At 55.5% G+C, this 26,104-nt stretch carries 24 protein-coding genes; 8 read left to right on the top strand and 16 right to left on the bottom strand.

Features of this window, described 5'->3' with window-relative positions:
• Window positions 1–4: 4 nt before the first annotated feature.
• From AC3WQH_RS05220 to AC3WQH_RS05200, 5 genes are all read right to left on the bottom strand, one after another.
• Window positions 5–631 carry a TetR/AcrR family transcriptional regulator gene (locus AC3WQH_RS05220; protein WP_005830281.1) on the bottom strand — a complete coding sequence of 209 codons (627 nt, stop codon included), beginning with the start codon at window positions 629–631 and terminating at the stop codon, window positions 5–7.
• Window positions 632–960: 329 nt separating this feature from the next.
• Window positions 961–1,686 (bottom strand): polymer-forming cytoskeletal protein, encoded by a 726-nt coding sequence (locus AC3WQH_RS05215; protein WP_235694598.1) that lies wholly within the window; start codon window positions 1,684–1,686, stop codon window positions 961–963.
• Between the two features lie 18 nt (window positions 1,687–1,704).
• Window positions 1,705–2,328 carry a YhbD family protein gene (locus AC3WQH_RS05210; RefSeq protein ID WP_007786144.1) on the bottom strand — a complete coding sequence of 208 codons (624 nt, stop codon included), beginning with the start codon at window positions 2,326–2,328 and terminating at the stop codon, window positions 1,705–1,707.
• 221 nt (window positions 2,329–2,549) lie between these two features.
• Window positions 2,550–3,485: an RluA family pseudouridine synthase gene (locus AC3WQH_RS05205; RefSeq protein ID WP_005830285.1), complete on the bottom strand. Its 936-nt coding sequence runs from the start codon at window positions 3,483–3,485 to the stop codon at window positions 2,550–2,552.
• 195 nt (window positions 3,486–3,680) lie between these two features.
• A complete protein-coding gene (locus AC3WQH_RS05200) occupies window positions 3,681–4,793 on the bottom strand; it encodes an aminopeptidase (protein WP_005830287.1) in 1,113 nt (370 codons plus the stop codon).
• A gap of 700 nt (window positions 4,794–5,493) precedes the next feature.
• Between AC3WQH_RS05200 and AC3WQH_RS05195 the strand changes: the two genes are divergently transcribed.
• Together AC3WQH_RS05195 and AC3WQH_RS05190 are read left to right on the top strand one after the other, a co-directional pair.
• Window positions 5,494–6,732: an MDR family MFS transporter gene (locus AC3WQH_RS05195; protein ID WP_005830290.1), complete on the top strand. Its 1,239-nt coding sequence runs from the start codon at window positions 5,494–5,496 to the stop codon at window positions 6,730–6,732.
• Between the two features lie 45 nt (window positions 6,733–6,777).
• Window positions 6,778–6,996: a hypothetical protein gene (locus AC3WQH_RS05190; protein WP_129552168.1), complete on the top strand. Its 219-nt coding sequence runs from the start codon at window positions 6,778–6,780 to the stop codon at window positions 6,994–6,996.
• Between the two features lie 153 nt (window positions 6,997–7,149).
• Here AC3WQH_RS05190 and AC3WQH_RS05185 read toward each other — a convergent pair whose 3' ends face one another.
• Window positions 7,150–9,846, bottom strand: a complete 2,697-nt coding sequence (locus tag AC3WQH_RS05185) for a DUF4855 domain-containing protein (RefSeq protein WP_492331926.1) — start codon at window positions 9,844–9,846, stop codon at window positions 7,150–7,152.
• A gap of 36 nt (window positions 9,847–9,882) precedes the next feature.
• On the bottom strand, window positions 9,883–11,040 hold the full coding sequence (locus tag AC3WQH_RS05180; RefSeq protein ID WP_005830294.1) for a THUMP domain-containing class I SAM-dependent RNA methyltransferase: 1,158 nt from the start codon (window positions 11,038–11,040) through the stop codon (window positions 9,883–9,885).
• A 200-nt stretch (window positions 11,041–11,240) separates the two neighbouring features.
• Here AC3WQH_RS05180 and AC3WQH_RS05175 point away from each other — a divergent pair, with 200 nt between their 5' ends.
• A complete protein-coding gene (locus tag AC3WQH_RS05175) occupies window positions 11,241–12,050 on the top strand; it encodes an Fpg/Nei family DNA glycosylase (RefSeq protein ID WP_221843066.1) in 810 nt (269 codons plus the stop codon).
• 17 nt (window positions 12,051–12,067) lie between these two features.
• Here AC3WQH_RS05175 and AC3WQH_RS05170 read toward each other — a convergent pair whose 3' ends face one another.
• Window positions 12,068–12,976: a GNAT family N-acetyltransferase gene (locus AC3WQH_RS05170; RefSeq protein WP_005830297.1), complete on the bottom strand. Its 909-nt coding sequence runs from the start codon at window positions 12,974–12,976 to the stop codon at window positions 12,068–12,070.
• A gap of 146 nt (window positions 12,977–13,122) precedes the next feature.
• Between AC3WQH_RS05170 and AC3WQH_RS05165 the strand changes: the two genes are divergently transcribed.
• Window positions 13,123–13,548: a 2Fe-2S iron-sulfur cluster-binding protein gene (locus tag AC3WQH_RS05165; protein WP_310670053.1), complete on the top strand. Its 426-nt coding sequence runs from the start codon at window positions 13,123–13,125 to the stop codon at window positions 13,546–13,548.
• 14 nt (window positions 13,549–13,562) lie between these two features.
• Window positions 13,563–14,204: a thiamine diphosphokinase gene (locus AC3WQH_RS05160; protein WP_007777260.1), complete on the top strand. Its 642-nt coding sequence runs from the start codon at window positions 13,563–13,565 to the stop codon at window positions 14,202–14,204.
• A 62-nt stretch (window positions 14,205–14,266) separates the two neighbouring features.
• On the opposite strand, the gene AC3WQH_RS05155 is transcribed toward AC3WQH_RS05160, so the two are convergent.
• The gene (locus AC3WQH_RS05155) at window positions 14,267–14,953 is read right to left on the bottom strand and encodes a uracil-DNA glycosylase (protein WP_007777264.1); all 687 of its coding nucleotides are present in this window, start codon (window positions 14,951–14,953) and stop codon (window positions 14,267–14,269) included.
• Window positions 14,954–15,178: 225 nt separating this feature from the next.
• On the opposite strand from AC3WQH_RS05155, the gene AC3WQH_RS05150 reads away from it, so the two are divergent.
• Together AC3WQH_RS05150 and AC3WQH_RS05145 are read left to right on the top strand one after the other, a co-directional pair.
• On the top strand, window positions 15,179–15,694 hold the full coding sequence (locus tag AC3WQH_RS05150; RefSeq protein ID WP_007777268.1) for a stalk domain-containing protein: 516 nt from the start codon (window positions 15,179–15,181) through the stop codon (window positions 15,692–15,694).
• 159 nt (window positions 15,695–15,853) lie between these two features.
• Entirely contained in the window at window positions 15,854–16,183 is a 330-nt protein-coding gene (locus AC3WQH_RS05145) for an antibiotic biosynthesis monooxygenase family protein (RefSeq protein WP_005830305.1), read from the top strand.
• Window positions 16,184–16,257: 74 nt separating this feature from the next.
• Here the strand turns inward: AC3WQH_RS05145 and AC3WQH_RS05140 are convergent, their stop codons facing one another.
• The 4 genes from AC3WQH_RS05140 to AC3WQH_RS05125 form a co-directional block, all read right to left on the bottom strand.
• Window positions 16,258–17,712, bottom strand: coding sequence for a sigma-54 interaction domain-containing protein (locus AC3WQH_RS05140; protein WP_005830307.1), 1,455 nt, complete (start codon window positions 17,710–17,712; stop codon window positions 16,258–16,260).
• Window positions 17,713–17,740: 28 nt separating this feature from the next.
• Window positions 17,741–18,952, bottom strand: coding sequence for a trans-sulfuration enzyme family protein (locus AC3WQH_RS05135; RefSeq protein ID WP_025843679.1), 1,212 nt, complete (start codon window positions 18,950–18,952; stop codon window positions 17,741–17,743).
• Window positions 18,953–19,181: 229 nt separating this feature from the next.
• Entirely contained in the window at window positions 19,182–20,897 is a 1,716-nt protein-coding gene (locus AC3WQH_RS05130) for a GMC family oxidoreductase (protein ID WP_005830310.1), read from the bottom strand.
• A 19-nt stretch (window positions 20,898–20,916) separates the two neighbouring features.
• Complete coding sequence (locus AC3WQH_RS05125; protein WP_310670055.1) at window positions 20,917–21,660, bottom strand: gluconate 2-dehydrogenase subunit 3 family protein; 744 nt, start codon at window positions 21,658–21,660, stop codon at window positions 20,917–20,919.
• A gap of 155 nt (window positions 21,661–21,815) precedes the next feature.
• On the opposite strand from AC3WQH_RS05125, the gene AC3WQH_RS05120 reads away from it, so the two are divergent.
• Window positions 21,816–22,511: a hypothetical protein gene (locus AC3WQH_RS05120; RefSeq protein ID WP_005830315.1), complete on the top strand. Its 696-nt coding sequence runs from the start codon at window positions 21,816–21,818 to the stop codon at window positions 22,509–22,511.
• Window positions 22,512–22,616: 105 nt separating this feature from the next.
• On the opposite strand, the gene AC3WQH_RS05115 is transcribed toward AC3WQH_RS05120, so the two are convergent.
• The 3 genes from AC3WQH_RS05115 to AC3WQH_RS05105 form a co-directional block, all read right to left on the bottom strand.
• Window positions 22,617–22,910 (bottom strand): alpha/beta fold hydrolase, encoded by a 294-nt coding sequence (locus tag AC3WQH_RS05115; protein WP_005830317.1) that lies wholly within the window; start codon window positions 22,908–22,910, stop codon window positions 22,617–22,619.
• A gap of 43 nt (window positions 22,911–22,953) precedes the next feature.
• Complete coding sequence (locus AC3WQH_RS05110) at window positions 22,954–24,288, bottom strand: APC family permease (protein WP_005830319.1); 1,335 nt, start codon at window positions 24,286–24,288, stop codon at window positions 22,954–22,956.
• A gap of 147 nt (window positions 24,289–24,435) precedes the next feature.
• On the bottom strand, window positions 24,436–26,103 hold the full coding sequence (locus tag AC3WQH_RS05105; RefSeq protein ID WP_035316699.1) for a glutamine--tRNA ligase/YqeY domain fusion protein: 1,668 nt from the start codon (window positions 26,101–26,103) through the stop codon (window positions 24,436–24,438).
• Window position 26,104: the final 1 nt, after the last annotated feature.

The raw sequence follows: 26,104 nt of genomic DNA, 5'->3' as shown, positions 1-26,104 counted from the left end.
TTTTTTACGCCCGTTTGATTCCTTCCAGCAAAATTTCTGACGCATGCTCATACAGTTGTTCCTCGTCATTGATGATCGGGGCATCAAGGCTGACGCGGTACTTGGCCATGAACGCATAAAAGAACGTCGAAATGAACATCAAAGCCGCTGTGCAAGGATCAGATTTGGGCAGGTGTCCCTGCTCCTGAAATTCGGCGAGCTTTGCGCTCAGCACGTCTACGGCGGTCATCGGCAAACTGCTGAACAGCTTGACGACCTCCGGGTAATTGTCTGCCTCGACAATGCAAATCATCAAAATTTCTTTGCGCTCCACCAGCAAGTGGTAATACGTCCTTGCATACGTAATAAGCATCTCTTTGACGTTGGCGAACTCGCCCTGCAGCCCTTGCTCCAACTGCTCCCGCACGTCGAGAACGTCTTTGAGCAGCTCTTCGAGAATTGCCACCTTCGTTTTGAAATGGCGAAAAATCGTCACCTCATTAACTCCGGCCAGTTCGGAAATTTTGCGGGTCGTCGCTCCCTTGTAGCCTTTTTGCGCCATCAACTGGCGGGCCGCAGACAAAATTTTCTCCCGCGTCTCCTGCTCCTCTCCCCTCCCTCCAGAAGCCTGATCTATATGTGGGTGATCCATAATGCACCTCCGAACCATGCAAGCAATTGCTTTCATTTTCATAAATTTCCATGCACATTATATCCCGGCGATGCATGCATGTAAATACTTGCATGCGTTCGCAAACGAAAAAATTCACTTCATCTCCCCTAACAAAAAAACAAGCTCTCCCTCAGCTTGTTTTTTGTCCGGCTGCATAGCAACCACCCGCTACTCTAGGCCGTTTGTTGCTTTGCCAGAATGAGTTTTCGCATGCTTTTTTTGCAACTGCTCTTTTCCCAGAGATGTACACCACGGCATATGGCAGCCGGATATCCAAATGCCAAGCCGAAGGTTTCAACCTGTCGGCCTCACCGCTTTACATGCTGCTTGACCTGGGAGTCGGGATCGAGACGAAACTCTTCCGAAGACTCGACCAGCTCAATCTCGCAGCCCGGTCCAATCTCGACGTTTTTGCCGCGAACGACCTTGGCGTGTGTATATTCCAAATAAATGTCATCGCCTTCAATCGTGTCTACCGAGAGGATGAAGGCGTTGTTAAAAATGTGCTTCAACAGCTTGTTGAGCGTGCTGCTGCCTCCTTTGCGGACCTCGATGTACTCTCCGCCCATTTCCTTTGCCTCGCAGCCGGCGTGCAGATAGACTTCGATCCGCCCTGCATTCAGCAGGCCGCCAACGGTAAACGCGCCTTTTGCAGAGAACACTTCTGCTTCGCAATCCCCTGTCGTCTTCAGCATGCCGCGCACCTTCACTTCTTCGCCTGTCAGGCTGCCGCGCACCTTCGTGTTGCCGTCTACTCTCATTTTGGTAAAAGACAAGTCACCATCCACATCGAGCTGGCCGTACACTTCGATCGTTTCCAGCTCGGCGTTGCCGCTGATGGACGAATTTCCCTCCACCTTTGCCGATGCTCCCCGCACATTCCCGGCGATGCCGAGATGGCCCGCGCAATGCAGCGTCTCGCACTCCACATCCCCTTTGATTTTGCCAAAGCCCTGCACATCTACTTTGTTATACGTGCCTCCCGAAGCATTCACCGAGCCGTGAATGACGAGGTCTGGCTTGTTTTCGCTCATCGCCCTCATCTCCTATGCCTACAAGATTTTTGCTTTCAACTCTTCTATGCATGCGGCCAAGTTCAGCCGAACCACCCATTTCGTCCCGCTGTCAAAATGCAGATCAGCGGAGCCTTGCACCAGCGCAAACGTGGAAATCCCCATTTTCCGCACAAAAATCAGTTCGCAAGCCTTGCCCTCAAAGCTCGGATAGTGATCGACCAGCACCTGCAACAGCCCGCCGCTCTCGTCGACGCTCATTTCCCCCGTTTTCAACAGCCGATCCAGGACGTAGACGTACAGCATCTGCTCGAACGAGTACACCTCCGGCTTGCCGTAGTACTTTGCAAACAGCTCCAGGGAATGCACAGAAACAATGTTTCGCGCAAGCAGCTCGTCGGAGGTCAGTTGCGTACTAGCCAAATTGGGGGAAAACATGTCGGCCAGCTCATCGAGAGACAAGTCGTCTTTCATGTGAACGATCTTTTCGATCCTGTTCATGATCTGTTCTCGCGGGAAAAAGGTTTCCTGTCCGGTAAAAGTCGCCCGCCGAATAAACCAGTCCTCTGGAATCAGGTTTTTGCGCTTCCAGCGGTACAGTTGGCCGTACGATATCCCCGTCAGCTCCAGCAACTCCTTTTTTGAGATCAGGTTAGGGTCCATGTAAAGCACCTCCAAAAACAATGTAACATAACACTGTTACGTTATTCAACTCCCTTTCGTTTTGCCCATTAGAAAATTTGGCTGAGCCAGGCCATTGACGCGGCCTTGAGTCTTGCTTCTCCCTTCGTCCCCAGTCTCGCCATCTTGCACGCATGCCGGATAAACATCGGCTCTATACGAAAAAAAGGACTTCTGGCAAAGTCCTTTTCTTTTCCTCACACCTATGCAAATTCAGCCTGCAGCAACCGCCTCATGTCTGCTGGCACCGGAGCTTCTACCGCCAGCTCCTTTTCGAGCAGCGGATGCACAAAGCGCAAGCTGGCGGCATGCAATGCCTGCCTGCGCAACAGCCCTCTCGCTCCGCCGTACAGCGTGTCTCCTGCGAGCGGGTGGCCGATATGGGCGAAGTGTACGCGTATTTGGTGCGTTCGCCCCGTCTCCAGCCAGACGCGGACGAGAGACATCCCTTCCGAAGTCTGTTTCACCTCGTAGTGCGTGACAGCGTGATCTCCGCCGTCTGTCACCCGCCTTTTCGTCGGATGGCGCGGGTCTTTGCCGATGGGCGCTTCAATCGTCCCCGTGCCATCTGCCAGCCGTCCGCTGACTACGGCCAAATATTCGCGGTGCAGGCCTCCTTCGCGCAGGACCCGGTCAGCCAACTGATGGCCGTAGCTGCTCTTTGCCACGAGGATGGCCCCGGAGGTGTCTTTATCGAGTCGATGCACGGGATGGATGCTGACGCTCTCTCCCCTTTTGGCGAACAGATCAGCCAACGAGTGCAACAATGTTTCATTATGCTCCTGCTTGACGGGATGCACCATCAAGCCTGCCGGTTTGTTTGCGACCAGCAAATGATCGTCCTCATACAAAATGTCCACCGGAACAACCTTGCTGTCCGTGGTCAACGGTTGGGCAGCAAGCTGCGGCGGCGGTTGAAGCTGCTCCTGCCGATCGGCTACGCGCACAGCGATCACATCTCCCGCCTTCACCTGCCGCTGCAAAAAAGGCGGCTTGCGGTTGAGCAAAATCCCTTTGCTTCTCGTCAGCCGCTGCATCATGCGCCCGGATACGCTCAGCTTTTGCCGGACAATTTGTTCCACGTTCATTCCGGTGTCTTCTTCCTTGACGGTGTATTCCATCCAGTCTTTGCGGCTCACGTCTGATCCCTCTGTTCCATGCTTTTTCCCTATTGTAGCAAAAGGACGCCTGACATGCCCGCCTCCCAAATTGCCCGCGCTCCCGCAAGCTGCCTGCAGGCCACAGCAATCTCGGCTGCGCCAAGCCTTTGGCGGAAACTATCGTTGCCAAAAAAACCACCATGCTCGTAGCATGATGGCTTGTTTTTCTCGTGGTTACCCTTTCAGGTTTTCCGGGTTCAGCCCTTGCAGCTCAGGCAGGACAAACAGGCCGTCCTTGCGAATCAGGACGTCGTCAAACCAGATTTCGCCGCCGCCGTACTCAGGGCGCTGGATATTCACCATGTCCCAGTGGATCTGGCTGCGGTTGCCGTTGTCCGCGTTTTCATACGCGCGGCCTGGCGTGAAGTGGAAGCTGCCCGCAATCTTCTCGTCGAACAGAATGTCGTTCATCGGATGCAAAATGTACGGGTGCACGCCGATCGCAAACTCGCCGATGTACCGCGCGCCTTCGTCCGTGTCGAAAATTTGGTTGAGCTTCTCGGTGTTGTTGGCGGTCGCTTCTACGATTTTGCCGTTTTCAAACGTCAGGCTGACATTTTCAAACCGGGTGCCCATATAGCTGGTCGCTGTGTTGAACGTAATCTTGCCGTTCACCGAATCGCGCACAGGTGCGGTGAAGATTTCGCCGTCCGGGATATTGCGCAGTCCGGAGCAGATGACGTTCGGGATGTCCTTGATCGAGAAGCGCAGGTCGGTTCCCGGCCCGACCAGACGCACTTTGTCTGTGCGGTCCATCAATTGTTTCAACGGGAGGAATGCCTCGTGCATCTTTTTGTAGTCCAGGGAGCAGACATCGAAGTAAAAGTCTTCGAACGCCTCTGTAGACATGTTGGCACTCTGGGCCATCGCCGTTGTCGGGTAGTTGAGCAGCGTCCAGCGCACATTCGATACGAGGTAATCGTTCAGCTCTTGCATCACGCTCTGGTGGGCGCGGCGACGGTCTACCGGCACATCTGACATTTCGCTGTCATTGGACGGGCCGTTGATAACGATATACGTATCGAGATCCTTGAACATCGGCTCTTCCCACTTGGCCAGATGGGTCGCCCGCTCTGCGCTTGTTCCCATCATCAGCTCCCGCTGGATTTGCATGTCCAGAACCCGCACAAACGGATAGGCTCCCTTGGCGTACGCTTGCTTGACCAGCTCTTTTGCCAGCGCGTGGCCTTCCCCGCGCACTTCAATCAACAGCGTTTCCTTTTCCTGCAACCGCACGGAATGACTGAGCAGATTTTCTGCCAGCTTGACAATTCGAGTGTCCAACATGCAATCTCCCCCGTTTTCATCATGAACTTAATAAAAAATATTTTACCGAATGTGCGGCGCTTTTTCAATCAGGCTCCGACTCTGTCCGCCTCGTCCTGACTATCATACCACCTGCGAGCGCGCAACGGGGCGGAAGCTGACAGCGCTTGGTACAATTCCAAAAAAAGCGAAAATTTCTCTTGCCTAAAATCATTTCCGTAGAGTATTCTAATCAACAAGAGTTTACCTGTTCAAATATTTTGAAAGACGGGAGTGCTGAGTTCATGGTGTTTTCTGTAGTTATCACTGCTTAGGTAGGGCCTTTTGCTGAGAGGCCCCGCCTCTTACCAACCCTATCTATCGTTTGATACTGCAGGATGCCTGAACCGCTTCCGTCTTTTTCCCGATATGACTGGTGGGTGCCGATACGCGGTGTGAGCAGTTGGCTTTTTGTACCCTTTTTTCGTGGGCACAAAGCCTTCTTTGCTCCCCGATTTTTCGGATTTTCCTGCCACCCTTGTATCGTCCGATCAAGCGCAAGCGGAAAAGAGCATTGTCTCTCCAGCCGTTTGCGCTTTTTGTTGTGGAAAAACCCGCGAAGAGCCGTGCATCGAGATGTTTGGCCCAAAAAGAGCAGCCGCCTTGTCCTCTTTCGGAAAAAAGCGCGGTCACGGCACCTGCTGATTATTTGAACGTAAAAAGAAATGGAGGAATTTGTGTCATGCAATGGCGTTCGTGGGATTTGAACTTAAAGGTGCGTCTTTTTGGCGAACTGATTACCCATACTTTTTTCTGGATGTACTTTCCGTTTATGGCGCTTTACTTCAGCGATACGTTCGGCAAGGACGTAGCCGGGCTGCTCCTGATGGTGCCGCCGCTGCTCGGCATGCTGTTCAATCTGTTCGGGGGCTATTTGGCTGACCGGGTAGGGCGGCGATTTACGATGCTGCTCTCGCTCTGTACGTCGACGGCGATGTTTGCCCTGTTTGCTTTCTCCCCATCGCCGTGGATTGACTATATCGCGTTTATCGGGATCGGGATTGGCGGGGCGCTTTACTGGCCTGCCAGCTCTGCCATGGTCGCCGACCTGACGACGGAGGAAGACCGCCGGATCGTCTTCGCCACGTTTTACACCGCGATGAACATCGGGGTCGTGGCTGGCCCTGTTCTCGGCTCGTTCTTTTTCGTCCACTACCGCTCAGAGCTGTTGCTCGTCTGTACAATCATCGAGTTTTTGTTTGCGCTCGCCCTCTTTTTCCTGATAAAAGAGACGCTGCCCGATCACATTCGCCAGGAAAAGGCCAAGGAACGTTTTTCCCTGACCCAGCAATTCAAAAGCTACGCGATTATTTTCCGCGACAAGGCTTTCGCCCTCTACATCGTCGCGGGCATCCTGATCGCTTTCGCCTTCATGCAGCTCGATATGTACATGGCTTTGTACATCAAAGAGCACGTCTTTGACCAGACGCTGCTGTCCTGGGGCGACTGGAAGCTGTCTGTGGGGGGCACGAGCGCATTCGGCTGGCTGATGGGACTAAACGGCCTGCTCGTCGTCCTGTTCACCCTGCCTGTCACGCGCTGGTTTGAAAGCTGGAACGACCGCAACAGCCTCGTGATTTCGTCTGTCCTGTACGGATTCGGCATGTTTTTCATGGCCTTTACCACAAATATTTGGCTGCTGTTCGCCTGTATGGGCGTACTGACCTTGGGCGAGCTGATCCGCACGCCGGTCGCGCAAAGCTTCATCAGCAAATACTCGCCAGAAGACGCGCGCGGGCAGTATATGGGGGCTTCTTCACTGCAGTTTTCCATCGGACGCTTCATTGCCCCGCTGACGATCGGGCTGTCCCAATGGCTCTCTCCGCTGGGAGTGTTCAGCGTGATTCTCGGGATTACCTTGCTCAGCGCCTATCTGTATATCGTCTTGTTCCGCATGATCCCGGCCAAACAGGCAGACTAGGCACAGGTCAGGGACGAGTGGCAGCCTGTACGTAATAAAAGGTGCTTGCAACGAAGGTCATGGCGGCACTTTTCTGCGCTGAAAAGCTTGTGGAAGAAGCAAATTGCCTTGTCCGGTGTCCCTGTTTTCGGCAAAAAATGCTCCAACGGCCAAGACTACTATCACCCGTGTCCGCGGCTCGTTTCGATGCGAGCGGCGATCTTGCGCGATCTGGTAGCGATCCGTGGGCAGACGCTCGGAAAAATGCCGTCTTCTCCCGTGTAGCGAACAGCGCTGCTGCTGCAAGCAAGCTTGAAGGGGCCTGACTCTGTCCGATGCTACACGAGCGAAGTCCGCCCTGACCTCTACTCCGCCCACGCACCAAAAAAGAGCCTGTCTCCCACCACACGCGGGGAAACAGACTCTTTTTTTCACGCCCTAAGGCAGCTCGGTCGCCTCAAAATATTCTTCCCGGTCAAAACGTCCGCGCATCCATTTGTACGTATCGTCGTAAATGGCGCGCATGACCGGGTCCTTGCTGTTCGCCGACTCGATCAGCGTCTTGGAGCCGTAGTAGTAAGCGTGGATGTTGTTTTTGTCCATCCCCAGCTTGTGGGCAGCTACGAGCTGGTTGTAGTAAGTCTGGTAGAACTTCGGATCGCGGTACATCCGCTCGTCCCCTTCGATCTCTACGCCCATCCCGTACTTGCTGACGACGTCCAGCACGCCTTCGATCCGGTCGAGCTGCACAGGCTTGTCGCTGTAGTAGTTAGGCTGCAGGAACGCGTAATCGAAGGACAACGACTTCCACTCGGCCACGCCCGGCGCCCCGTAGTAAGGAATCCAGTAAAAACGCAGCGCTTCGTTATGCACCATGCTGGCCATGTCGCGAATGAGGGTGCGCTCTTTCGGGGCGCTGTCCTCGATCAGCTCGTGGAACCAGTAGATGCCTTCCAGCTTCAGATAGGCGTACCCTTCCTTGTTCCAGCGCTTTTGCAGCTCCTGGAAGTACCATTCCAGCGCCGCCTTGCGGTTCAGGTAAGCCTGTTCCTCCCCGATTCCCGCAGGATTGAACGACAAGGACGGCTTGTTGTCCTCAATCTGGCCGAAGTTGGTTTGAGCAGCGTTTGGATACGGCAAGGCCAGCACGACATTTTCCTGGGTCGGCGTCGTGTACAGCGTACCGCGCAGGCGATTGTACTCCCGCATCGCCTGGTTCAACGCATCGAGCTGCTTGCCAGTACCGAACAAGTCATTCATGTAGCCGCGCCAGCCGTCTTTGGTGACAGGCATGTTCTGGTACGGCAGGAAAAGGATCGTGTCGAACATCTGGTCGCGCATGTAGCCGTCCGCAGTGCGATAGCCGACCATCGGCAGAAAATCTTCCTTCGTCCACGTTCCGCGCTCTCCATACGCTCCCGAGTAAGCGAGCAGCATGTTTTCCACGCGGCGCGTCGCTTTTTGGTCCTGCGTCGCTTTCGCCGGGCTTGGCGGCGGCAAGAGGACAGCTCCGCCTTGCCAGTCGCTCTCGTTTTTCGCCCAGACCTCCAATTGGCGGGCAAAAGCAAACACCTTCACCGGGAACGATACCCGGACGTAACGCGTTTGTACATCAGGCAGCGTGACGGCGAGCGTGCGCACGACCACCTGATTCTCGCTAGCAGGAACGTCGTGGACAGCGCGTCCGGCGTACGACCACGCTTTACCGTCGCGGGACACTTCGACTTCCATGTATTCCGGCAGCGTGATCCCGGACGTTTTTTGCTGCTTGAACGTCAACGCGACCCGCTCCAGCGGCTTTGCTTCGTTGAGCGCAACCGTCACCTTGCGGCCGAACTGACGGTTGTACCCGGTCCATTCCTCGGAAGGCGTGACCAGTCCGCCTACAGGGCCTGGATACTGCTTTTCCACCTGCTGGAAATACGAGTCCGGCGGTCCAAAAGTAGCGACCGAGGTGAAGCTGCCCGGAGCGATGTTGACCAGCTCGTCCTGCTCGGCAGGCTCGACCGCTTCTTTCTCTTCTGCTGGTTGCTGCGCATCGTCGGCAGCCGTTGCCGGGTCAGTTTCCGTTTTCTCGCTCTCTGTCGCTGGCTTGCTCTCGCCAGCTTGCGGTCTATCGGCAGGAGCAGTGACAGTCGGGGCGGTTGTGCCAGTTGAGCCAGACTCTCCCGCCACTGCGACAGGCGGTTTGCCAGCGTCCTTGATCTCCACCGGGACGGTAACGGTTTTATAGCCTACTGTTACGGTCAAGTTTCCTTTTCCCGGAGTCGGGCCTGCGACGAAGGTTCCGTCTGCCAACACCGTACCCAGCTCAGGGCGATCAAAGGCGAAGATCGGGGTAAAAGGCAGCTCGTCCCCTTTGGCGCTTTTTACCGCCAGCCGCTCGCTCGTACCTGCAAGCACGCTCAGACGCGGCGTGTCTACCGTAAAATCCACCTGCTCCGCCTGCTGGTAGCGGGCATCGAGCACGCGCTCCGCGATGACTGCCGCCTCCGCGCGGGTCACGGTTCCGCCCGGGTTGAATTTGCCAGCCGCGCCCTGCATCCAGCGCTGGTTGGTCACTTCCTCGACCGCCGCTTTGGCGTAGTCGGCGATTTCCGCTTCGTCGCTGTAGGCGACCGTACTTTGTGCCGGCGCTTTTGTGACGCCGCTCGCCTTCATCAAGCGAGACAGGATGACGGCCAGCTCCTGCCGGGTAAGCGGATCGGAGCCGCCGAGTGTCTGATTGCCTCTGCCAGTCATCACGCCAAGGTCGGCGAGTCCGTAAACAAACGGAGCATACGGGCTTTCCTTCGGCACGTCGGCAAACACAGCCTGTTCAATCTGGCTCGGCTGCAAGCCCACTACCTTTGTCAGCAGCACCGCGATATCCTGGCGCGACATGGTGTTTTGCGGATTGAAGCGGCCATCGCCCTGACCGCTGATGAGGTGCAGCCCGGCCAGCCGATTGACGGCGTTACGTGCATAGCTGTTCCCCAAATCGGTAAATTCCACAGTCTCCTGCGCTGCTTTTCCGGTCTCTGCCTTCTGCTGTGGCTCATTTGCCGCATACGATGGCGGAGCCACCTGAACCAGCAAGGCAGACAGCGCCAGACAGGCAGTAAGCATCTTGCTCCCAAATGTTCTCTTTCTCATTGCAAACTTCTCCTCCAATATGCCCCTCTGCTGCGTTTATTCGGTCGGGGAAACCATGGGCTGACGAGGCGGCTTGGGGCCGAAAAACTGATAGTAGTCCACCTTGATGTTGCCGTTGTAGAGCTTGCGCTTCTTGCTCGCCGTCCGCCCGAAATGCTCCTCAAACTGCTCGTCCGAAGTGATGATGTAAAAAGACCACGTGTCCATGGCAGCAAACGTTTTCCCCATTTCGCCGTACAGCCTGCTGACCTGCTTCCACTCGCCCAGGCGCTCCCCGTACGGCGGATTGCAAATCAGATAGCCGTACTTGCGCTTGGTCCGCACATCGCGCACGTCCATGCGCTGGAAATGAATCAGCTCGTCCACGCCCGCTTCGGCGGCATTGCGGCGCGCGACTTTGAGGATTTCGTCATCCAGGTCAGTTCCGATAATCTCCAGCTTCTGGTCGTAGCGGGCCAAATCGTGCGTCTCGGCGCGCGCCTCTCTCCAGGCTGTCTTCGGAATGACGGGCCACGCTTCGGACACAAATTCCCGGTTCATTCCCGGTGCGATGTTTTGTCCGATCAGCGCTGCCTCAATCGGAATCGTGCCGGAGCCGCAAAACGGGTCCATGAAGACGCGATCCGGTTTCCAGCGGGACAGCAAAATCATCGCCGCCGCCATCGTTTCCTTCAATGGAGCCGTACCGATCAGCTCGCGGTAGCCGCGCTTGTGCAGCCCCGGTCCCGAAGTGTCAATCGTCAGCGTCGCCACATCCTTGAGCAGCGCTACCTCGATTTTGTACAGCGGCCCTTTTTCCTCAAACCAGTCGCGCTTGTACGTTTTTTTCAGACTCTCCACCACCGCTTTTTTCACGATGGCCTGGCAGTCCGGCACGCTGAACAAGGTGGATTTGACCGATTTTCCTTCGACCGGAAACGCGGCGTCTTCCGTAATCCAATCGGCCCAAGGCAGGGCCTTTGTCTGTTCAAACAGCTCGTCAAACGTCGTCGCTTTGAATTCCCCTATCTTTAGACGCACGCGGTCGGCCGTTCGTAACCACAAATTTGAGCGAGGAATCGCAGAAATATCGGCGGAAAACGTCACTTTGCCGTTTTCCACCTGAACCGGGCCGTAGCCGAGCGCTTTTACTTCCTCCGCCACCACCGATTCCAATCCAAAAGTCGCCGTAGCGATCAATTCTACTTTTTGCATATGTAATCTCCTGTCCGTCCAAATTGCTTCGGGGCTTACCCTTATACTATATTACCCGATTTACGAATGGGGTTGGTAATCTTGTGCAAAAACAATACCAAAAGACCCGCCACCAAAAAGAGAACGGGTCTGGCATGCTGACTGCCCATACTGGGAATCCTATGAAAATACATTCACTTCCAGGAAGGGGAGAATCGCCAATGCCGGAATTGCCAGAGATGGAAACGTATCGCGGGCTGCTTCATCAGCAAATCTGCGGCGCTGCCATTACCGCTGCCACTGTCCAGCGGGAAAAGACGATTAACGTACCCCCGGCGCAGTTTGTTCAGACTGTACAGGGCAACCGCCTGACGCTCATCGAACGGCGCGCGAAGCACCTTTTGTTTCATTTGCAGAGCGGGCACGTCCTGCTGCTGCACCTCATGCTGGGCGGCTTCCTCTACTTGGGCACAGCGGAAGACAAGCTGGCGCGAACAGCCCAGGTGACGCTGTCCTTTGGCGAGCGCATCCTTTATTTTCACGGGCTGCGCCTTGGCTATTTGCACCTTTTGACCCCCGACCAGATCGACGAGAGGATGGCCTCGCTCGGCCCCGAGCCGCTGGAGCCGGGCTTTACGCTCGATCGTTTTCTTGAGCTGCTCGCAGAAAAACGCGGCGTGCTGAAAACAACCTTGGTCGACCAGCATTGGATCGCAGGCATCGGCAACTGCTACTCCGACGAAATCTGCTTTCACGCGGGAATTTTGCCGACGCGGCGCATTCCCGAGCTGACTGCCGGGGAGCGAGCGAGACTGTACCATTCCATGCAGACGGTGCTTACGGAAGCGATCCGCTTCGGCGGCTACATGGACCAGCCGCTGTATCGCGGCGACCGCTTGACGGGTGGATTCGACGAGCGCTGCCAAGTGTACGACCGGGGTAGAGAGCCTTGCCCGCGCTGCGGACAGCCGATTGAAAAAGGCGAGCTTTCGTCCCGCAAAGTATTTGCCTGCACCAACTGCCAGCATTGAAGGGGCAAATTGCCCGGTCACTGCCCGACTTGTTCTGCCGCCTTCATCTGTTTGACCATGTACACCTGCTCGGTTTCCGACGGTCCGAAGCCCGCTGCCTCAAGCGCATCGAGCAGCAGCCCTTCCGTTGCCCGCAAATTGAATGTGGCCCTGCGGCAATCCCGCTCATACGGGGCAAACACATGGGCAAGGGCGACGTTCAAAATGCCGAGGGCATCTTCATGGTCCGGCTGTGCCACGCATTGCCGCAAAACGACGGCGTTCACCTGTCCGGCTTCATTGACCATCGTTTTGTACATCGCATACCCGACTGCCTGTCCGCGACGGTCCTCCACCACCAGCGCCTGTGCGTCGCGCAAGCTCTGCCACTGGTTTTGCCAGGCCACATCCCCCGCGTAAAACGGCAGAGCCGCCACTTCCTGGGCCAGCACGCCTCTGATCCGGTAGTCAGACTGGGTCGGCGCGTGAAAAGCGTGCTCTGGCAGCGGACCGCTTCGTTGCCAGAACAAGAGGCGGTCTACCACTTCGTAGCCTTTTTGCTCGTACAAGGCAATCGCTTTGCTGTTTTGGCTCATCGCTTCCAGAGTGGCAACCTCCACGCCCGCTTCTTGGTACAGCGCAAGCGTAGCGTCAATCAATTGACGGCCCACTCCTTGCCTGCGGTATTCGGTGGCGACACCTGTCCCCCCGTTCCACGCGACTTTTTGGCCGCCAATCGTCCGCAGTCCGCTTGCGACAAGTCCAATCGGCTCGGTTCCGTCAAAAGCGACGACAGACAACGACAGTGCATAGCCCTCGCTGCCCAGGCGCTGCACCAGCATTTCCTCCGTCATGACGATCGGAATAAAATAGCCTTCAAATCCTCTGTTCCACGCTTTCGTCACTTCAGCAAACGTACAGTCACTCATCCGCTTGATGGTAATCATCCCATCACCTTCCATTCTTTTCGATAAAATTATTTTAATTGAAGAGGTCGAAAAATTCAATCTTTTCTGTTCGGCCATTTGCTTTCTTTGTCACGCCTGCTTTTCGCGTGGTAAGATAGAAAAAATCACGTACCCGGGAGGTTCCTATGCGCAAACAGCTCACCGTAGGCTCTCTTATCGCCGGACGCTCTCCCGTGCAGACGCCAGCCCCTGCTCCTGTGTCCGGTAACATGCCGGAGACAACCGGGCGAGCTGGCAGCTTTTCCAGACTTCAGACCAAGCCCCAGACTACCATCAAGCGCAAACAGGTGACGGTCAAGCAGCACGACCAAACGATTTCGGTTGAACAGGCCCCCTGTCAGACGCTGCTGCAAGCCGCACTGGCACAGGGGCAGCCGCTTTCCTACAAATGCCGGCAGGGCTATTGCGGGAAGTGCCGTGTCCTGGTCGTATCAGGCACCTCTCTGCTCGATGCCCCGACCAAGCAGGAATCGGAAAAGCTGGACCAAAAGCTTGCCTCCGGCTATCGCCTCGCTTGTCAAAGCACTTTTCGCTCTACGATATTGGATTAAAAGGTGGCAGCAGCATGAAACCAACACGCATCCTACTTTTCGCAGGAGGGAAGTTGGGTGACTGGGCCATCCGCCACATTCGCGCAGACGACTGGCTCGTCGGCGTCGACCGGGGCGCAATGTTCCTCGTTCGCCACGGCTTCGCGCCACGCCTGTCAATTGGCGATTTCGACTCTGTCACAGCCGAAGAAATGGCGGAAATCGAGCGCCACAGCCTGCACGTCTCTTCATGCGACCCCGTGATGAAGGATTTGACCGATACCGAAATGGCGCTCGCCTGGGCGATTCAGCAAAAGCCCGCGGAAATTGTGCTGCTCGGTGTGCTTGGCTCGCGCTTCGATCATACGCTCGCCAACGTCCAACTGCTGCACAAAGCATTGCAGGCGAAAGCTTCCTGCCGCATTGTCGATGAGCGAAATGAAATTCGCCTGGTCGACAGCCATTGCCGCATCGAGCAGGACCATTTTGCCCACGTCTCCCTGCTGCCTTTGACGGCGGAAGTCAGCGGCATTACTTTGCGCGGCTTCATGTATCCGCTGGAAAACGCCACGCTGCGCATCGGCGACACGCTCGGCATCAGCAACGTGCTCACGGAACAGACAGGAACGATTGACGTCGCTACAGGCCAACTGCTCGTCATCAAAAGCAAGGATTGAGCCGCACAGGAAAAAAAGGATCTGCGCCGTTACAACCAAACGGTGCAGATCCTTTTTTGCGACTATTCTTCTTCGACGTGCAGCGGCAGTTGCCAATCGATCTCTTCCATTCCTTGCGAGCGCAAAAACGCATTCGCTCGGGAAAACGGGCGGCTGCCGAAAAAGCCGCGATTGGCCGAGAACGGGCTTGGATGAGGCGAAGCGATGATGCAATGTCTCGTTTTATCAATAAAAGCGGCCTTCTCCTGCGCATGCCTTCCCCACAGGATGAACACAAGCGGCTTCTCGCGCTCGTTCAACAGATGGATAATCTGATCGGTAAACTGCTCCCAGCCGATGCCCTTGTGCGAATTAGGATTGCCTGCCCGCACGGTAAGCACGGCATTCAGCATCATGACGCCCTGCTTTGCCCAGTGGCTCAAGTAACCGTGCTCGGGAATGGTGCAATTCAGATCGCTTTGCAGCTCCTTGTAAATGTTGACGAGCGACGGCGGCGGCTTGATGCCCGGCCTGACGGAAAAGCTCAGACCATGTGCCTGTCCCGGACCGTGGTACGGGTCCTGTCCCAAAATGACTACTTTGGCCTGCTCGTAGCTCGTCAGGTGGAGCGCGGTAAAAATATGATACATGTCCGGGTAAATCGTTCGCGTCTGGTACTCTTCCTTCAAAATCTGGCGGAGCTTCAAATAGTACGGCTTCTCAAATTCCCCCGCCAATATCGGCGCCCAGTCGTTTTGCAATATTGCCATTTTCCTCACCTTGTCCGCTATTCTTTCTATTACCTTACCACAGACTGGCGAATCTCTGAACCATCGTTTCGTCCTGCCCCCACCCGGGACCTGGCTCTGCCAGTCCTATCTTTCCCCCCGTTCTTAGTCTATGTTTCCTATTACCCTCGTTTGATAGCTTTTCTCCCATGATCTTTGACATAATGTTTTCTGGGAAGATTTAGACAAAGGGAGAGGTTTTTCGACATGAAATGGGACTTGAAATCATTTTTTGGGGGAATTATTGTCGGTTCAGCACTCTTTTCGGGAATCGCCATTGCGGCTCCGAACTATCCGGATGTGGCAGGAGACACAAAAACGCCGTTTACCTACTACTTTGAAGGCGTGCCAAAGTCGCCAAACAGCGATGTCCAGGGCATCATGTACAAAAACTCCGTGTACGTGCCAATCCGCTTCGTAGCAGAAAACCTGAACAAGCCAGTCATTTACGATGCCAAAACCAAGTCGATTTTCATCGGCAAGCTGCCGGTTGCGAAAATGTATTCGAAAATGGAAGCAGTCGAGCTGGTCAAAAAGAAATACGCCGCCAGCCTCACTCCTACACACGTAGTCGAATATGACCACGATGACGAAAAAGGACACTACGTCATTCAGGTGTACCAAACGGTCGTGAACAACTTCCAGTCCGGAGACAGCTACACCAGCACATACGGCTGGTTCGTGGTCAACCCGAACACAGGAGAAGTGAAGTCTTTGCTGTAAGCAGCACTTATTCCTATATACCCAAGAGGACAGCGGCATTTAGGGGAGCCGCTGTCCTCTTTTACTTCCAGTAACTGGACAACTTCCGATTGACTTCGAGAATCCATCTCCCTACGATGAGAAAAGACAACATTCAATAGGGGAAGGGTGTTTTTGCTCATGATGGTCGAAATCAAGACGATCGTTGTTCAGGAAGGGTACGCCGATGCAATCGTAAAAGGCTTCGGAGAGCCAGGCGTGGTGGAAGAAGCTCCGGGCTTTGTAGATTTGAGCATTTTCGTGCAAAAGCCGCGCAAAGGCGAAGAAGAAGTGGTCGTCATGATCCGCTGGGAATCGAAAGAAGCGTGGAAGCAGTGGGAGCTGAGCGAGCCTCATCTCGAAGGCCACCGCAAAGCGCGGGAACAAAAACGGCCAGAGTACATCATCAGCTCCAAAAGCGGTCATTATGAGCTGAAAGCAAGCAAACACCCTCGCCAACCGCAAGTCTAGCTTTTGCCTGATCGCACAAAACCAGCCCTGTTTCGCGGCGCAGTTCAAGCCCGTTCGAAACAGCGGCTGGTTTTTTACAATTCAAGGCCGTACTTTTCCATTTTCCGATACAACGTAGAGAGGCTGATTTGCAGCTCGCTGGCGATTGCCGCCTTGTCCTTGCTATGCCTTTCGTCCGCCAGATGCTTTTGCAAAATGGCGCGCTCGTAATCAGCCAGCAACTGCTCCAGCCCCGCTCCCGCCTTTTCAGCGTCCACCGTCTCCTCGCCTGTGAGCAAGTACTCCGGCAACTCCGCATCGCCAATCGTCGGCCCCTCTGCCATGTTGACCATGTATTCCACGGCATTTTCCAACTGGCGGATGTTTCCCGGCCAATCGTACGCGACAAGCCGCCTGGCAAGTCCGGCGTCCAGTTCCAGCCTGCCTTTTTGCAAAATCGTCCCGTACCGATACAAAAAATGCTGCAAGTAAAGCGGGATGTCCTCGCGCCGTTCGCGCAGCGGCTTCAGGCGAAGCGGAATGACGTTCAGCCGGTAGTACAAATCTTCGCGGAACGTCCCCTCTCTGACCATGCTCTCCAAATCTTTGTGCGTAGCCGCAATGACCCGGACGTCCACCTCCAGCGTCTTGACGCCGCCGACCCGGTCGACCGTTTTTTCCTGGAGGACGCGCAGCAGCTTCGGCTGCAACGACAACGGGATATCGCCTACTTCATCGAGAAAAATCGTGCCTTTGTGCGCCAACTCGAATTTGCCCGGCTTGCCTTCGCGCCGCGAGCCTGTGAACGCCCCGCCTTCGTAGCCGAACAGCTCGCTTTCCAGCAACGTCTCGGGAATCGCCGCGCAGTTGATGGCGACAAACGGCTGTCTGGCTCGCTGGCTCTCGCTGTGGATCGCCTTTGCCAGCAACTCTTTCCCCGTTCCGCTCTCCCCTCTGAGCAACACCGTAGAGATGCTGTTTGCCACTTTTTTCGCCTTGGCGATCACATCGCGCAACCCCGTATCAGCGCCGATGAGCTGGGCGAAGTACACCGGGCTGACCGCTGCCTGGGGCATTTCCTCCTGAATGTTGCAGCCCTTTTCCCGCTCCGCGTCCAGTTCCAGCAGCTTGTGCTCGATCAGTGCGCTCGTATGCTGCAAAAAAGGCATCCATTTTTCCGAATGGTGCAGCATCTTTTCCTTTTGCTCGGGGGAAAACCCGATAATGCCGATCACGCCGACCGTCTTTTCCCGCTTGTGTACCGGAAAACCGATTGTCGCCAGCTCCCGGCATTGCGGCAAAAACTTGCAGTTCATACACTGCGAGTCGTTCTTTTTCATGTCAAAAATCATGCCCGGCTGTCCGGTCTGCAAAATCATCCGGAAAAACGATCCTTCCGGCGCAGGCAAGCCAATCAGATCCGAATAGTAGCCCGTGCCGCTCACCCGTATCCCCTGCTCGTCGAGGATCGTGACATCCAGCCCGAGCACTTTGGCGATATTGTCTGCGTATGATTGAATGAACTCCTCTATCCGGGAAAATTCGGTCATGAGCGGCCCTCCTGCCAAGTTGCGTTCCTTACCCTCTGCCCGCAGCATCCGCCGCAGGCACGCGGGAAAGCGCCTGCTTTAGATCAGCAATAATGTCGCGCGCATCCTCCAACCCGGTAGACAGGCGAATCAAACCGTCCGTGATGTTGAAGGCAAGACGGTCCGCAACGGGAACAGAAGCATGCGTCATCGAGGCGGGATGCTGGACAAGCGTTTCGGGATCTCCTAAGCTAAACGATATCATAGCCAGACGCAGCGCGTTAATGAAAGATTTGGCCGCGTCGTACCCTCCCTTGACCTCAAACGAGACGATTCCGCCCATTCCCGCCATCTGGCGTTGCGCCAGCTCGTGTTGCGGATGAGACGCAAGGCCGGGGTAGTAGACGCGGGAAATCGCCGGGTGCTGCGCCAAATATTCCGCGACAACCTGGGCGTTGTGGCAATGCTGGCGAACGCGCAAGCCGAGCGTCTTCAAGCCGCGCAAAATAAGAAAAGCATCCCAGGCGTTCAAGTTTTGTCCCAGGTCGCCCATAATGTGTTTGCGCATGAACTGAATCTGCTCTTGTTTCCCGACGATAAACCCGGCAATGACGTCCCCGTGTCCGTTCAAATATTTGGTCGCGCTGTGCACGACGACGTCAGCGCCCAATTCCAGCGGCCGCTGCAAGTACGGGGTCATGAACGTATTGTCCACGATCACGACAATCCCCCGCGCGTGGGCCAGACGGGACAGCGCGGCGATATCCAGCACGGTCAGGCACGGATTGGATGGCGTTTCGATGTAGAGCACGCGGGTATTCAGGCGCAGCGAACGCTCTACCGCCTGCAAATCGGTGCAATCGACGAAATCGGCGGCGATCCCGTAGCGCGGGGCCATCGTCGTCAGAAATTTGTAGCTCCCGCCGTAAACGTCCCGTGTACACACCACATGGTCGCCCTGCTGCAAAAAAGCGAGCAGCGCCCCGGAAATGGCCGCCATGCCGCTCGATACGCCCAAAGCGGCCTCGCCGTTTTCCAACGCGGCGATTTTTTGCTCCAGCGTCTCAATCGTCGGGTTGCCGTACCGACCGTAGTACGTCCCTGCCCGCTCTCCGGCCACGCAGGCAGCAGCGGAATCCGCGTCCGGAAACGCGTAGGCTACCGCAGGCACGACAGCAGCCGCGACCGCCCCAGTCTTTCGGCAAGGCTCCTGAGCAGTGTGAATAATCGCGGTGTCCAGCTTCCAGTCGTTTGTCTTCATCATCGTCTCTCCTTTTTCGCGATCCTCTCGATCATCCTTTGGCGAATGGTAGTAGCAAGGGGCGTGCCAACGAAAAAAGCGCATCAAACCGCCCTTTTCCGCTGCTCACGGCGGGGTGTTTTCGCATTTTCGCAAAAAAAGTTTGGCCTCGAACGAGAAAAAGCCGTCAGATACACTAACGGCTTTTTGCAAAGCTGACAATGAAGTTTTGCACGGGCAAAAAAACGGCTTAGACGAGGATGCCGCCGCTCTTGTGGTACTTCAAAATTCCTTCTGCAGCGCGGTACGAGAGCGCCCCCATCGTGCCTGTCGGGTTGTAGCCGCTGTTGTGCGCAAAGGCGGAAGCGCCGACGACGAACACGTTTTCCGCGTCCCACATTTGCAAGTAGTTGTTGACCGCAGAAGTTTCCGGCGATGCCCCCATGATGACCCCGCCTGTATTGTGCGTCGATTGGTACGGGGTAATATCGTAAGGCCCCAGTTTGCCGCGCACCTCCACTTTGCTGGCGCCCATTTCCCTGGCAATTTCCCCGCATTTCTCGGACAAAAAGGCGGCCAACTGCCTGTCCTGTTCCTCGAAGTCAAATGTAATCCGCATCAGCGGATCGCCAAAGGCGTCTTTGTACGTCGGGTCGAGATCGAGGAAATGATGGCGGAACGGCATGGAAGCTCCCTGCGCCCCGACGTTGACCGTGCGGTTCGCGTATTTGATTGAAGCGGCCTTGAACTCCTTGCCCCAGCTCGGCGTGCCTTCCGGAACCGTGTTGTTGGCGATCGGGCGCTGGCCGTACTGGGAGACGCTGATGTTGGCACCGTGAATGAAGTTCAGGCTGGAATGGTCAAAATTGTCGCCGTTGTAATCGTCGAGCACCATACCGAGCGAGCCGGCGCCAGCGTAGTTGTTGAACTCTTTGTCCTCGAAAAAGCCTGTCGCTCCGCCGCGCATGACCTGATAGCAGTAGTTTTTCCCGATGACGCCCTTGCCTGTATTCGGGTCGTACGGTCTGCCCAGCTTGGACATCAGCAGCAAGCGGGCATTGTTGAATACGTAGCTGGTCAGCACCACGATATCGGCTGGCTGCTCGATTTCCTCGCCCGTCGTCACATCCGTGTACAGCACGCCTGTCGCTTTGTTGCCCGTATGTAAAATGCGGCGCACGTGGGAATGCGTGCGGATTTCGAACTTCCCGGTCTTCTTCGCCACGGGAATGACCGTGACAACCGGGTCTGCCTTCGCGCCGTATTCACAACCAAACCGCTCGCAAAAGCCGCAATATTGACAGGCGGCCCGGGAAATACCGTCCGGATTGGTGTACGCTTCCGACAGGTTCGCGGACGGGAGCGGATACGGATGCAAATTCAGCTTTTTCGCCGCTTCCTCAAACAGCTTCATGCTCGGCGTCGTTTTCATCGGCGGCGTCGGGTACGGCTGGGAACGTTTGCCCCCGAGCGGATTTTCTGCTCCCGAAATGCCCGCCATTCGCTCGAATTTGTCAAAGTAAGGTTCCAGTTGATCGTACGTGATGCCCCAGTCCTGAATCGTCATGCCCTCGGGAATTTTCTTTTCGCCATAGCGTTCGACCGTCTTGCTGCGTATCTCAAAATCGTACGGCAAAAACCGGAACGTGTGGCCATTCCAGTGAACGCCCGATCCGCCCAGCCCCGTTCCCAGCAAAAAAGAGCCGTACGAGCGCATGGGGAGCGCGCGAACGTTGGTGTTGCTGCGGAAGGTGATCGTTTCCTTGGACAAGTCCTGCATCATTTCATAGCGGAGCGCGTAGCGCAGTTCGTCGTGTACCATGAAGTAATCTTCTGTTTTCCGCTCTTTGCCTCGCTCCAGTCCAACGACTGTCAGCCCCTGCCTCGTCAGCTCCGAGGCGATAATCCCTCCGCCCCAGCCTACACCCACGATGACGACATCCACTTTGGGCAATTTTTTGGCCATGTTGTTTCACCCCGTGTTGTCAGTGTTGATGATCCCGCAAACTCAAGGGCTCCATCTTCACGAATTTGTCTTGCTCGATCACCTGTGTATAGGTCATCTGATTACCTGGGTAATTTTTTAATCTCCAGCCATCCATATTTTTATTGCCGCCGTACAGCGGGTCAGCGTAGATCCCTTCGATTGTGCTGGCGCGCAGCATTTTGAAGAAAGCGCTGGCCGAGATCGTGGTCAGCTTCACCTCGTCTGTCTCAAACGCCTTCAGCACGGCGTCCTGCTGCTCAGGCGTGATCTCGTAAAAGCGTTTGCCATGTGTAGACTGGCTGTAGTTGTTCAGCTCCTGAATTCCGATGTCGAATATTTCCCGCCGCTTCAGCCTGCCCTGATAGCCCTGGGTCACTTCCCCCGGATAAAACGGACCTTGCATGTATTCGCGCGAGTTGAACCCCCAATCGCCCGCCAACTGGTGGTCGATGAAGTAAGCCGCGCCCAACGCTTTTGCCCCCGGGCCTAGCTCGTCTTCGGGGAAAATTCGCTCGCATGCGGCGTCCACTACCTTGAACTGCTCCGGACTGAAATACATCAGCGCCTGATTATAATCGGCAGCAGGAGCCGGTGTCGCTCCCGGTTGCGGTGGTGCTTCCGGCTTGCGGAGCAGGCTTCCTGCCACTCCCCCGACAACCAGACCACCGAGCACCAGACCAGTGTTTTTCAAAAAGTGCCGACGCGACACTGGCTCCTCATGCCTGTTGTTTGATTCTGCCAAATCTACCACCTCCAGTTCTCTCTTCCCTTGGTTTGCGCATTTTTTCGACAGGCTAAACGCATTTCCCGGAAATTTTCCCAACATGCTCCACACATAGTTTCCAGAGGCAAACAAAGGATATGGTTACCTATATAGCAACAGTTGGAGGGATTACGATGAAACGCTTAGGAACATGGGTGGGCAGCACCGGATTGGGCATCGCGCTTCTGCTTTCGGCCTGCAACAACCAGGCTGCGCCGCAAGAACCGGCCCGGACACATACCGTACATCCGGACAGAGCGGGCGAGACGGTCATTCCCAGCGTAGACCGCGACAAAAAGCTGACAACCAACTCTCACGGCACGACTTTCAGCGGAATGGGCAACGGCGTGTACAGCTCCATCGGCAGCTCGCATCTGCACAGCGGCGGCCCCTCGACCAAGCTGGAAGCACAGCTCGGCGCAGCCGGAGTTCACGGCATCCAGGCATTGATCGTCGGCGATGCTATTTTTCTTGCGCCGACGACCGCCAACCAGGCTTCGATCAATTCGATGGACCCGATGCAGTCCCACCTGCTGAGCAGCTATGCGGGCAGCAGCAGCAGAGGCAACGATACGGCGAACGGCATCGCAGGGGCGAAGGCGAGAACCAACACGACAGGCGTGCTGGGCACCAGCGATCGGAACGCTTTGTTTACGCAAGCGCGCACCGTCGTAGAGCGCCTGTACGGCACCGATGCGAAAGTCTGGACGGTCAACTCGAAAAAAGGGATCGACTCGCTGGAAAAAGTGAAAAAACATTTGCGAGACAACAACCGGGACAAAAAAATGGCGGACGAGCTGGACAGGCTCTTCCGCGAGGCGAAGCGATAGACAGACCGGCAAGCGCTGACCGGCCAGTTCATGAGAAAACATGGCTGCGTCAAGCCATTGGTCAAGACAAAAAGGGACAAGCAGCGCGCGCTTGTCCCTTTCCCTTTAGCTATGCAAAAATTCATCGATGGCCTTCACCGTCTCCTGTGGATGAGTCACCATCAGCAAATGAAGCGAATCCGGTATCGTCCTCACTTTTGCCTGCGGTACGGCATGCTGATAACGGACAGCGGCTTCCCGGCAAAAGGTCCGCTGCGCTTCATCAGGCAGCTTCGTTTCATCGGCGAGCAGCAACAGCACAGGGGCATCCGCTCTGCCTGTTACGCTGTATTCCAGCTCCCCTCCCGCGATCGGGATGCGGCTTGTCCGCACTACACTCGCTCCGGTTCCCCTCTTCATTTTGCCCGCGCTCCTTTCATCCCCGCTTTCGTCTGTGAAGCTGCTACTCATCGAATTTCACCAGCTCCAGCCTGGCTCCCTTGATTTTGACCAAATAAAACAAATAAACAAGGCCGACAAACGTCCACAACAGTCCGAGCATCATCGACTTGATATCAAGACTGATCCATAAAAACGCGATAAAAGCGGTCCCGATCAGCGGCGCCAGCAGATAGCCCCACCAATCGGCCATGCGCCTTTCCTGCTTGAGCCTGAGATAGTAGGCGATGACACTCAGGTTGACAAAGCTGAAGGCGATCAGCGCCCCGAAGTTGATGAACGACGTCGCGGTCAACAGGTCCAGGTAGAGCGCGGACAGCATCAGCGTCCCGACCAAAAGGACGTTGAGCAAAGGCGTTTTCAGCTTCGGATGCACATAGCCAAACCATTTTCGCGGCAAATAGCCGTCCCGCCCCATCGCGTACAAAAGCCGCGTGACGCTGGTCACCGACACAAGCCCGGAGGCGAGCGTAGAAGACAGCGCTGCCGCCAAAAACAGTAGCTGAAACACGGAGCCGCCGATAAACAGCGCGATTTCCGCGGAGGCCGCTTCGGGGTCAGACAATACAGAAACATCAGGAAACAACGATTGCATAAAGTACGAAGCGGTAATGAACAGCGCTCCCCCTGCCAGCGCGACCAGCAAAATCCCCCGGGGAATCGTCTTTTTGGCCTCGACCGTTTCCTCGGTCAGCGTGGTCACGGCATCGAAGCCCAAAAAGGAAAAGCAAAGAATCGAGGCGCCCGACAGTAACGCGACTACGGACAGATCGGGCGAGAAGAACGGCTGGATGTTGAATACGTGCCCAAGCCCCTCTCCCTGAACCAGACTGCGAATGGACAACCCCGCGAACAAAATGACAAAGGCGATTTGAAACAGCACGAGAAACGAGTTGACAGAAGCCGTCACGGTGACCCGGAACACATTCAATAATGTAATCAGTGCGATAAATCCGATAATCCACCACCTGGTCGGCACCTCGGGGAAGACGGACGATAAATACACCCCTGTCAGCAGGGCGTTAATCATGGGCAAAAACAAATAATCGAGCAGCGACGCCCATCCGACCAAAAATCCCGCATACGGATGGATCGTTTGCTGCGTGTACGTGTACGCGGTCCCTGCCGACGGGAACGCGCGGACCATTTTCCCGTAGCTCGCGGCGGTAAACAGGATGGCGAGCAGCGTCACTGCGTAGGCAGCAGGAACGTGTCCACCGGTTTCCTCGGCTACAATGCCAAAAGTGTCAAAGACGGCCATCGGAGCCATGTACCCCAGGCCAATTACGACGATATGCCACAGCTTCAAGCTGCGTGTAAGCTCTGCTCCCCCATTCACTGCCTGTCCTCCTTCTCTGGTGCAACACGAATAATTATACACGCGAATGAGAAAAGTTCCACGCCTTGCCTGATGAAAAAACGCTGTTGCACACGGTTTTCCCATGCCGCAACAGCGTTTTTGTGTTTGTCACAGCCTGCGCCTGTACTACGCTTTTGGCAGTTCGAACGAGCTTTTCAGCGAAACGATCCGGTTAAAGACCAGCTTGTCCGGCGTCGTATGCTTCGGATCGACGTTGAAGTATCCGTGGCGGAAAAACTGGTATTTGTCCTGCGCCTTCGTGTCTTTCATGTTCGGCTCGACGAATCCGTTCAACACTTCCAGCGAGTTCGGGTTGATGTTGTCCAGGAAGCTTCCTTCCGTGTCCTCATCGTCGAGAATCAGCGGCTCGTACAAACGGAACTCGGCAGGTACTGCCTGGCTCGCATCTACCCAGTGGATGGTCCCTTTTACCTTGCGTCCTGTAAACCCGCTTCCGCTCTTCGTCTCCGGGTCGTAGGTGCAGTGCAGCTCGATGACATTGCCATCCGCGTCCTTCACCACGTCGTTGCATTTGATGAAGTAGGCGTGCTTGAGACGGACTTCATTTCCCGGGAACAGGCGGAAATACTTGCTTGGCGGGTTTTCCATGAAGTCGTCCTGCTCGATGTAGATTTCGCGGGAGAACGGAATTTGACGATTGCCCATCTCCGGATTTTCCGGGTTGATTTCCGCTTCGAGCATCTCGACCTGGCCTTCCGGATAGTTCGTGATGACGACTTTCAGCGGATTCAAAACAGCCATCGTGCGCGGTGCTTTCAGCTTCAAGTCCTCGCGGATGAAATGCTCCAGCATTTTCGCGTCGACTGTACTATTGCTGCGCGCTACCCCGACTTCACGGGCAAACGTGCGAATCGCTTCCGGCGTAAAGCCGCGACGGCGGAAGCCTGCAATGGTCGGCATGCGCGGATCGTCCCAGCCATCGACGACGTTTTCGTCTACGAGCTGTTTCAGCTTGCGCTTGCTCATGACCGTGTTGGTCAGGTTCAGGCGGGCAAACTCGTACTGGCGCGGAACGTGCTCCATCTCGCACTCGCTGATGACCCAGTCGTACAGCGGACGATGGTCTTCAAATTCGAGCGAGCAGAGCGAGTGGGTCACGCCTTCAATCGCATCCTCCAGCGGGTGCGCGTAGTCGTACATCGGGTAAATGCACCATTTGTCTCCCGTGTTGTGGTGGGTCGTATGGGAAATGCGGTACAAAACCGGATCGCGCATGTTGATGTTCGGGGAGGACATGTCGATTTTGGCACGCAGCACTTTTTCCCCGTCCTTGAACTCTCCGTTGCGCATGCGCTCGAACAGGTCGAGGTTTTCCTCCACAGAACGGTTGCGGTACGGACTGTCTACGCCCGGCTCCGTCAACGTTCCGCGCAGCTTGCGCATCTCTTCGGCAGACAGATCGTCCACGTAGGCTTTGCCTTTTTGAATCAACAGCACCGCACGCTTGTACATCTCTTCAAAGTAATCCGATGCAAAAAACAGCCCGTCCCATTCAAAGCCAAGCCATTTGACGTCTGTTTTGATCGCTTCCACGTACTCAGTGTCTTCTTTCACCGGATTGGTATCGTCAAAACGGAGGTGAGCCTTGCCATTAAATTCGCTTGCCAGTTCAAAATTCAGGCAGATGGCTTTTGCATGTCCAATATGAAGATACCCGTTCGGCTCCGGCGGAAAGCGGGTAATGACTTCCTTGACCTTGCCTGCTTGCAGGTCGTCAATCACGATATTGCGGATAAAATTGGATGACGCTACCTTGTTTTCCAATGAAATCAAC

Source organism: Brevibacillus sp. FW301-21C12A (assembly GCF_058788915.1).
The sequence above is the reverse complement of the archived record's forward strand: the minus strand, read 5'-3'. Positions and strand labels throughout refer to the sequence as shown.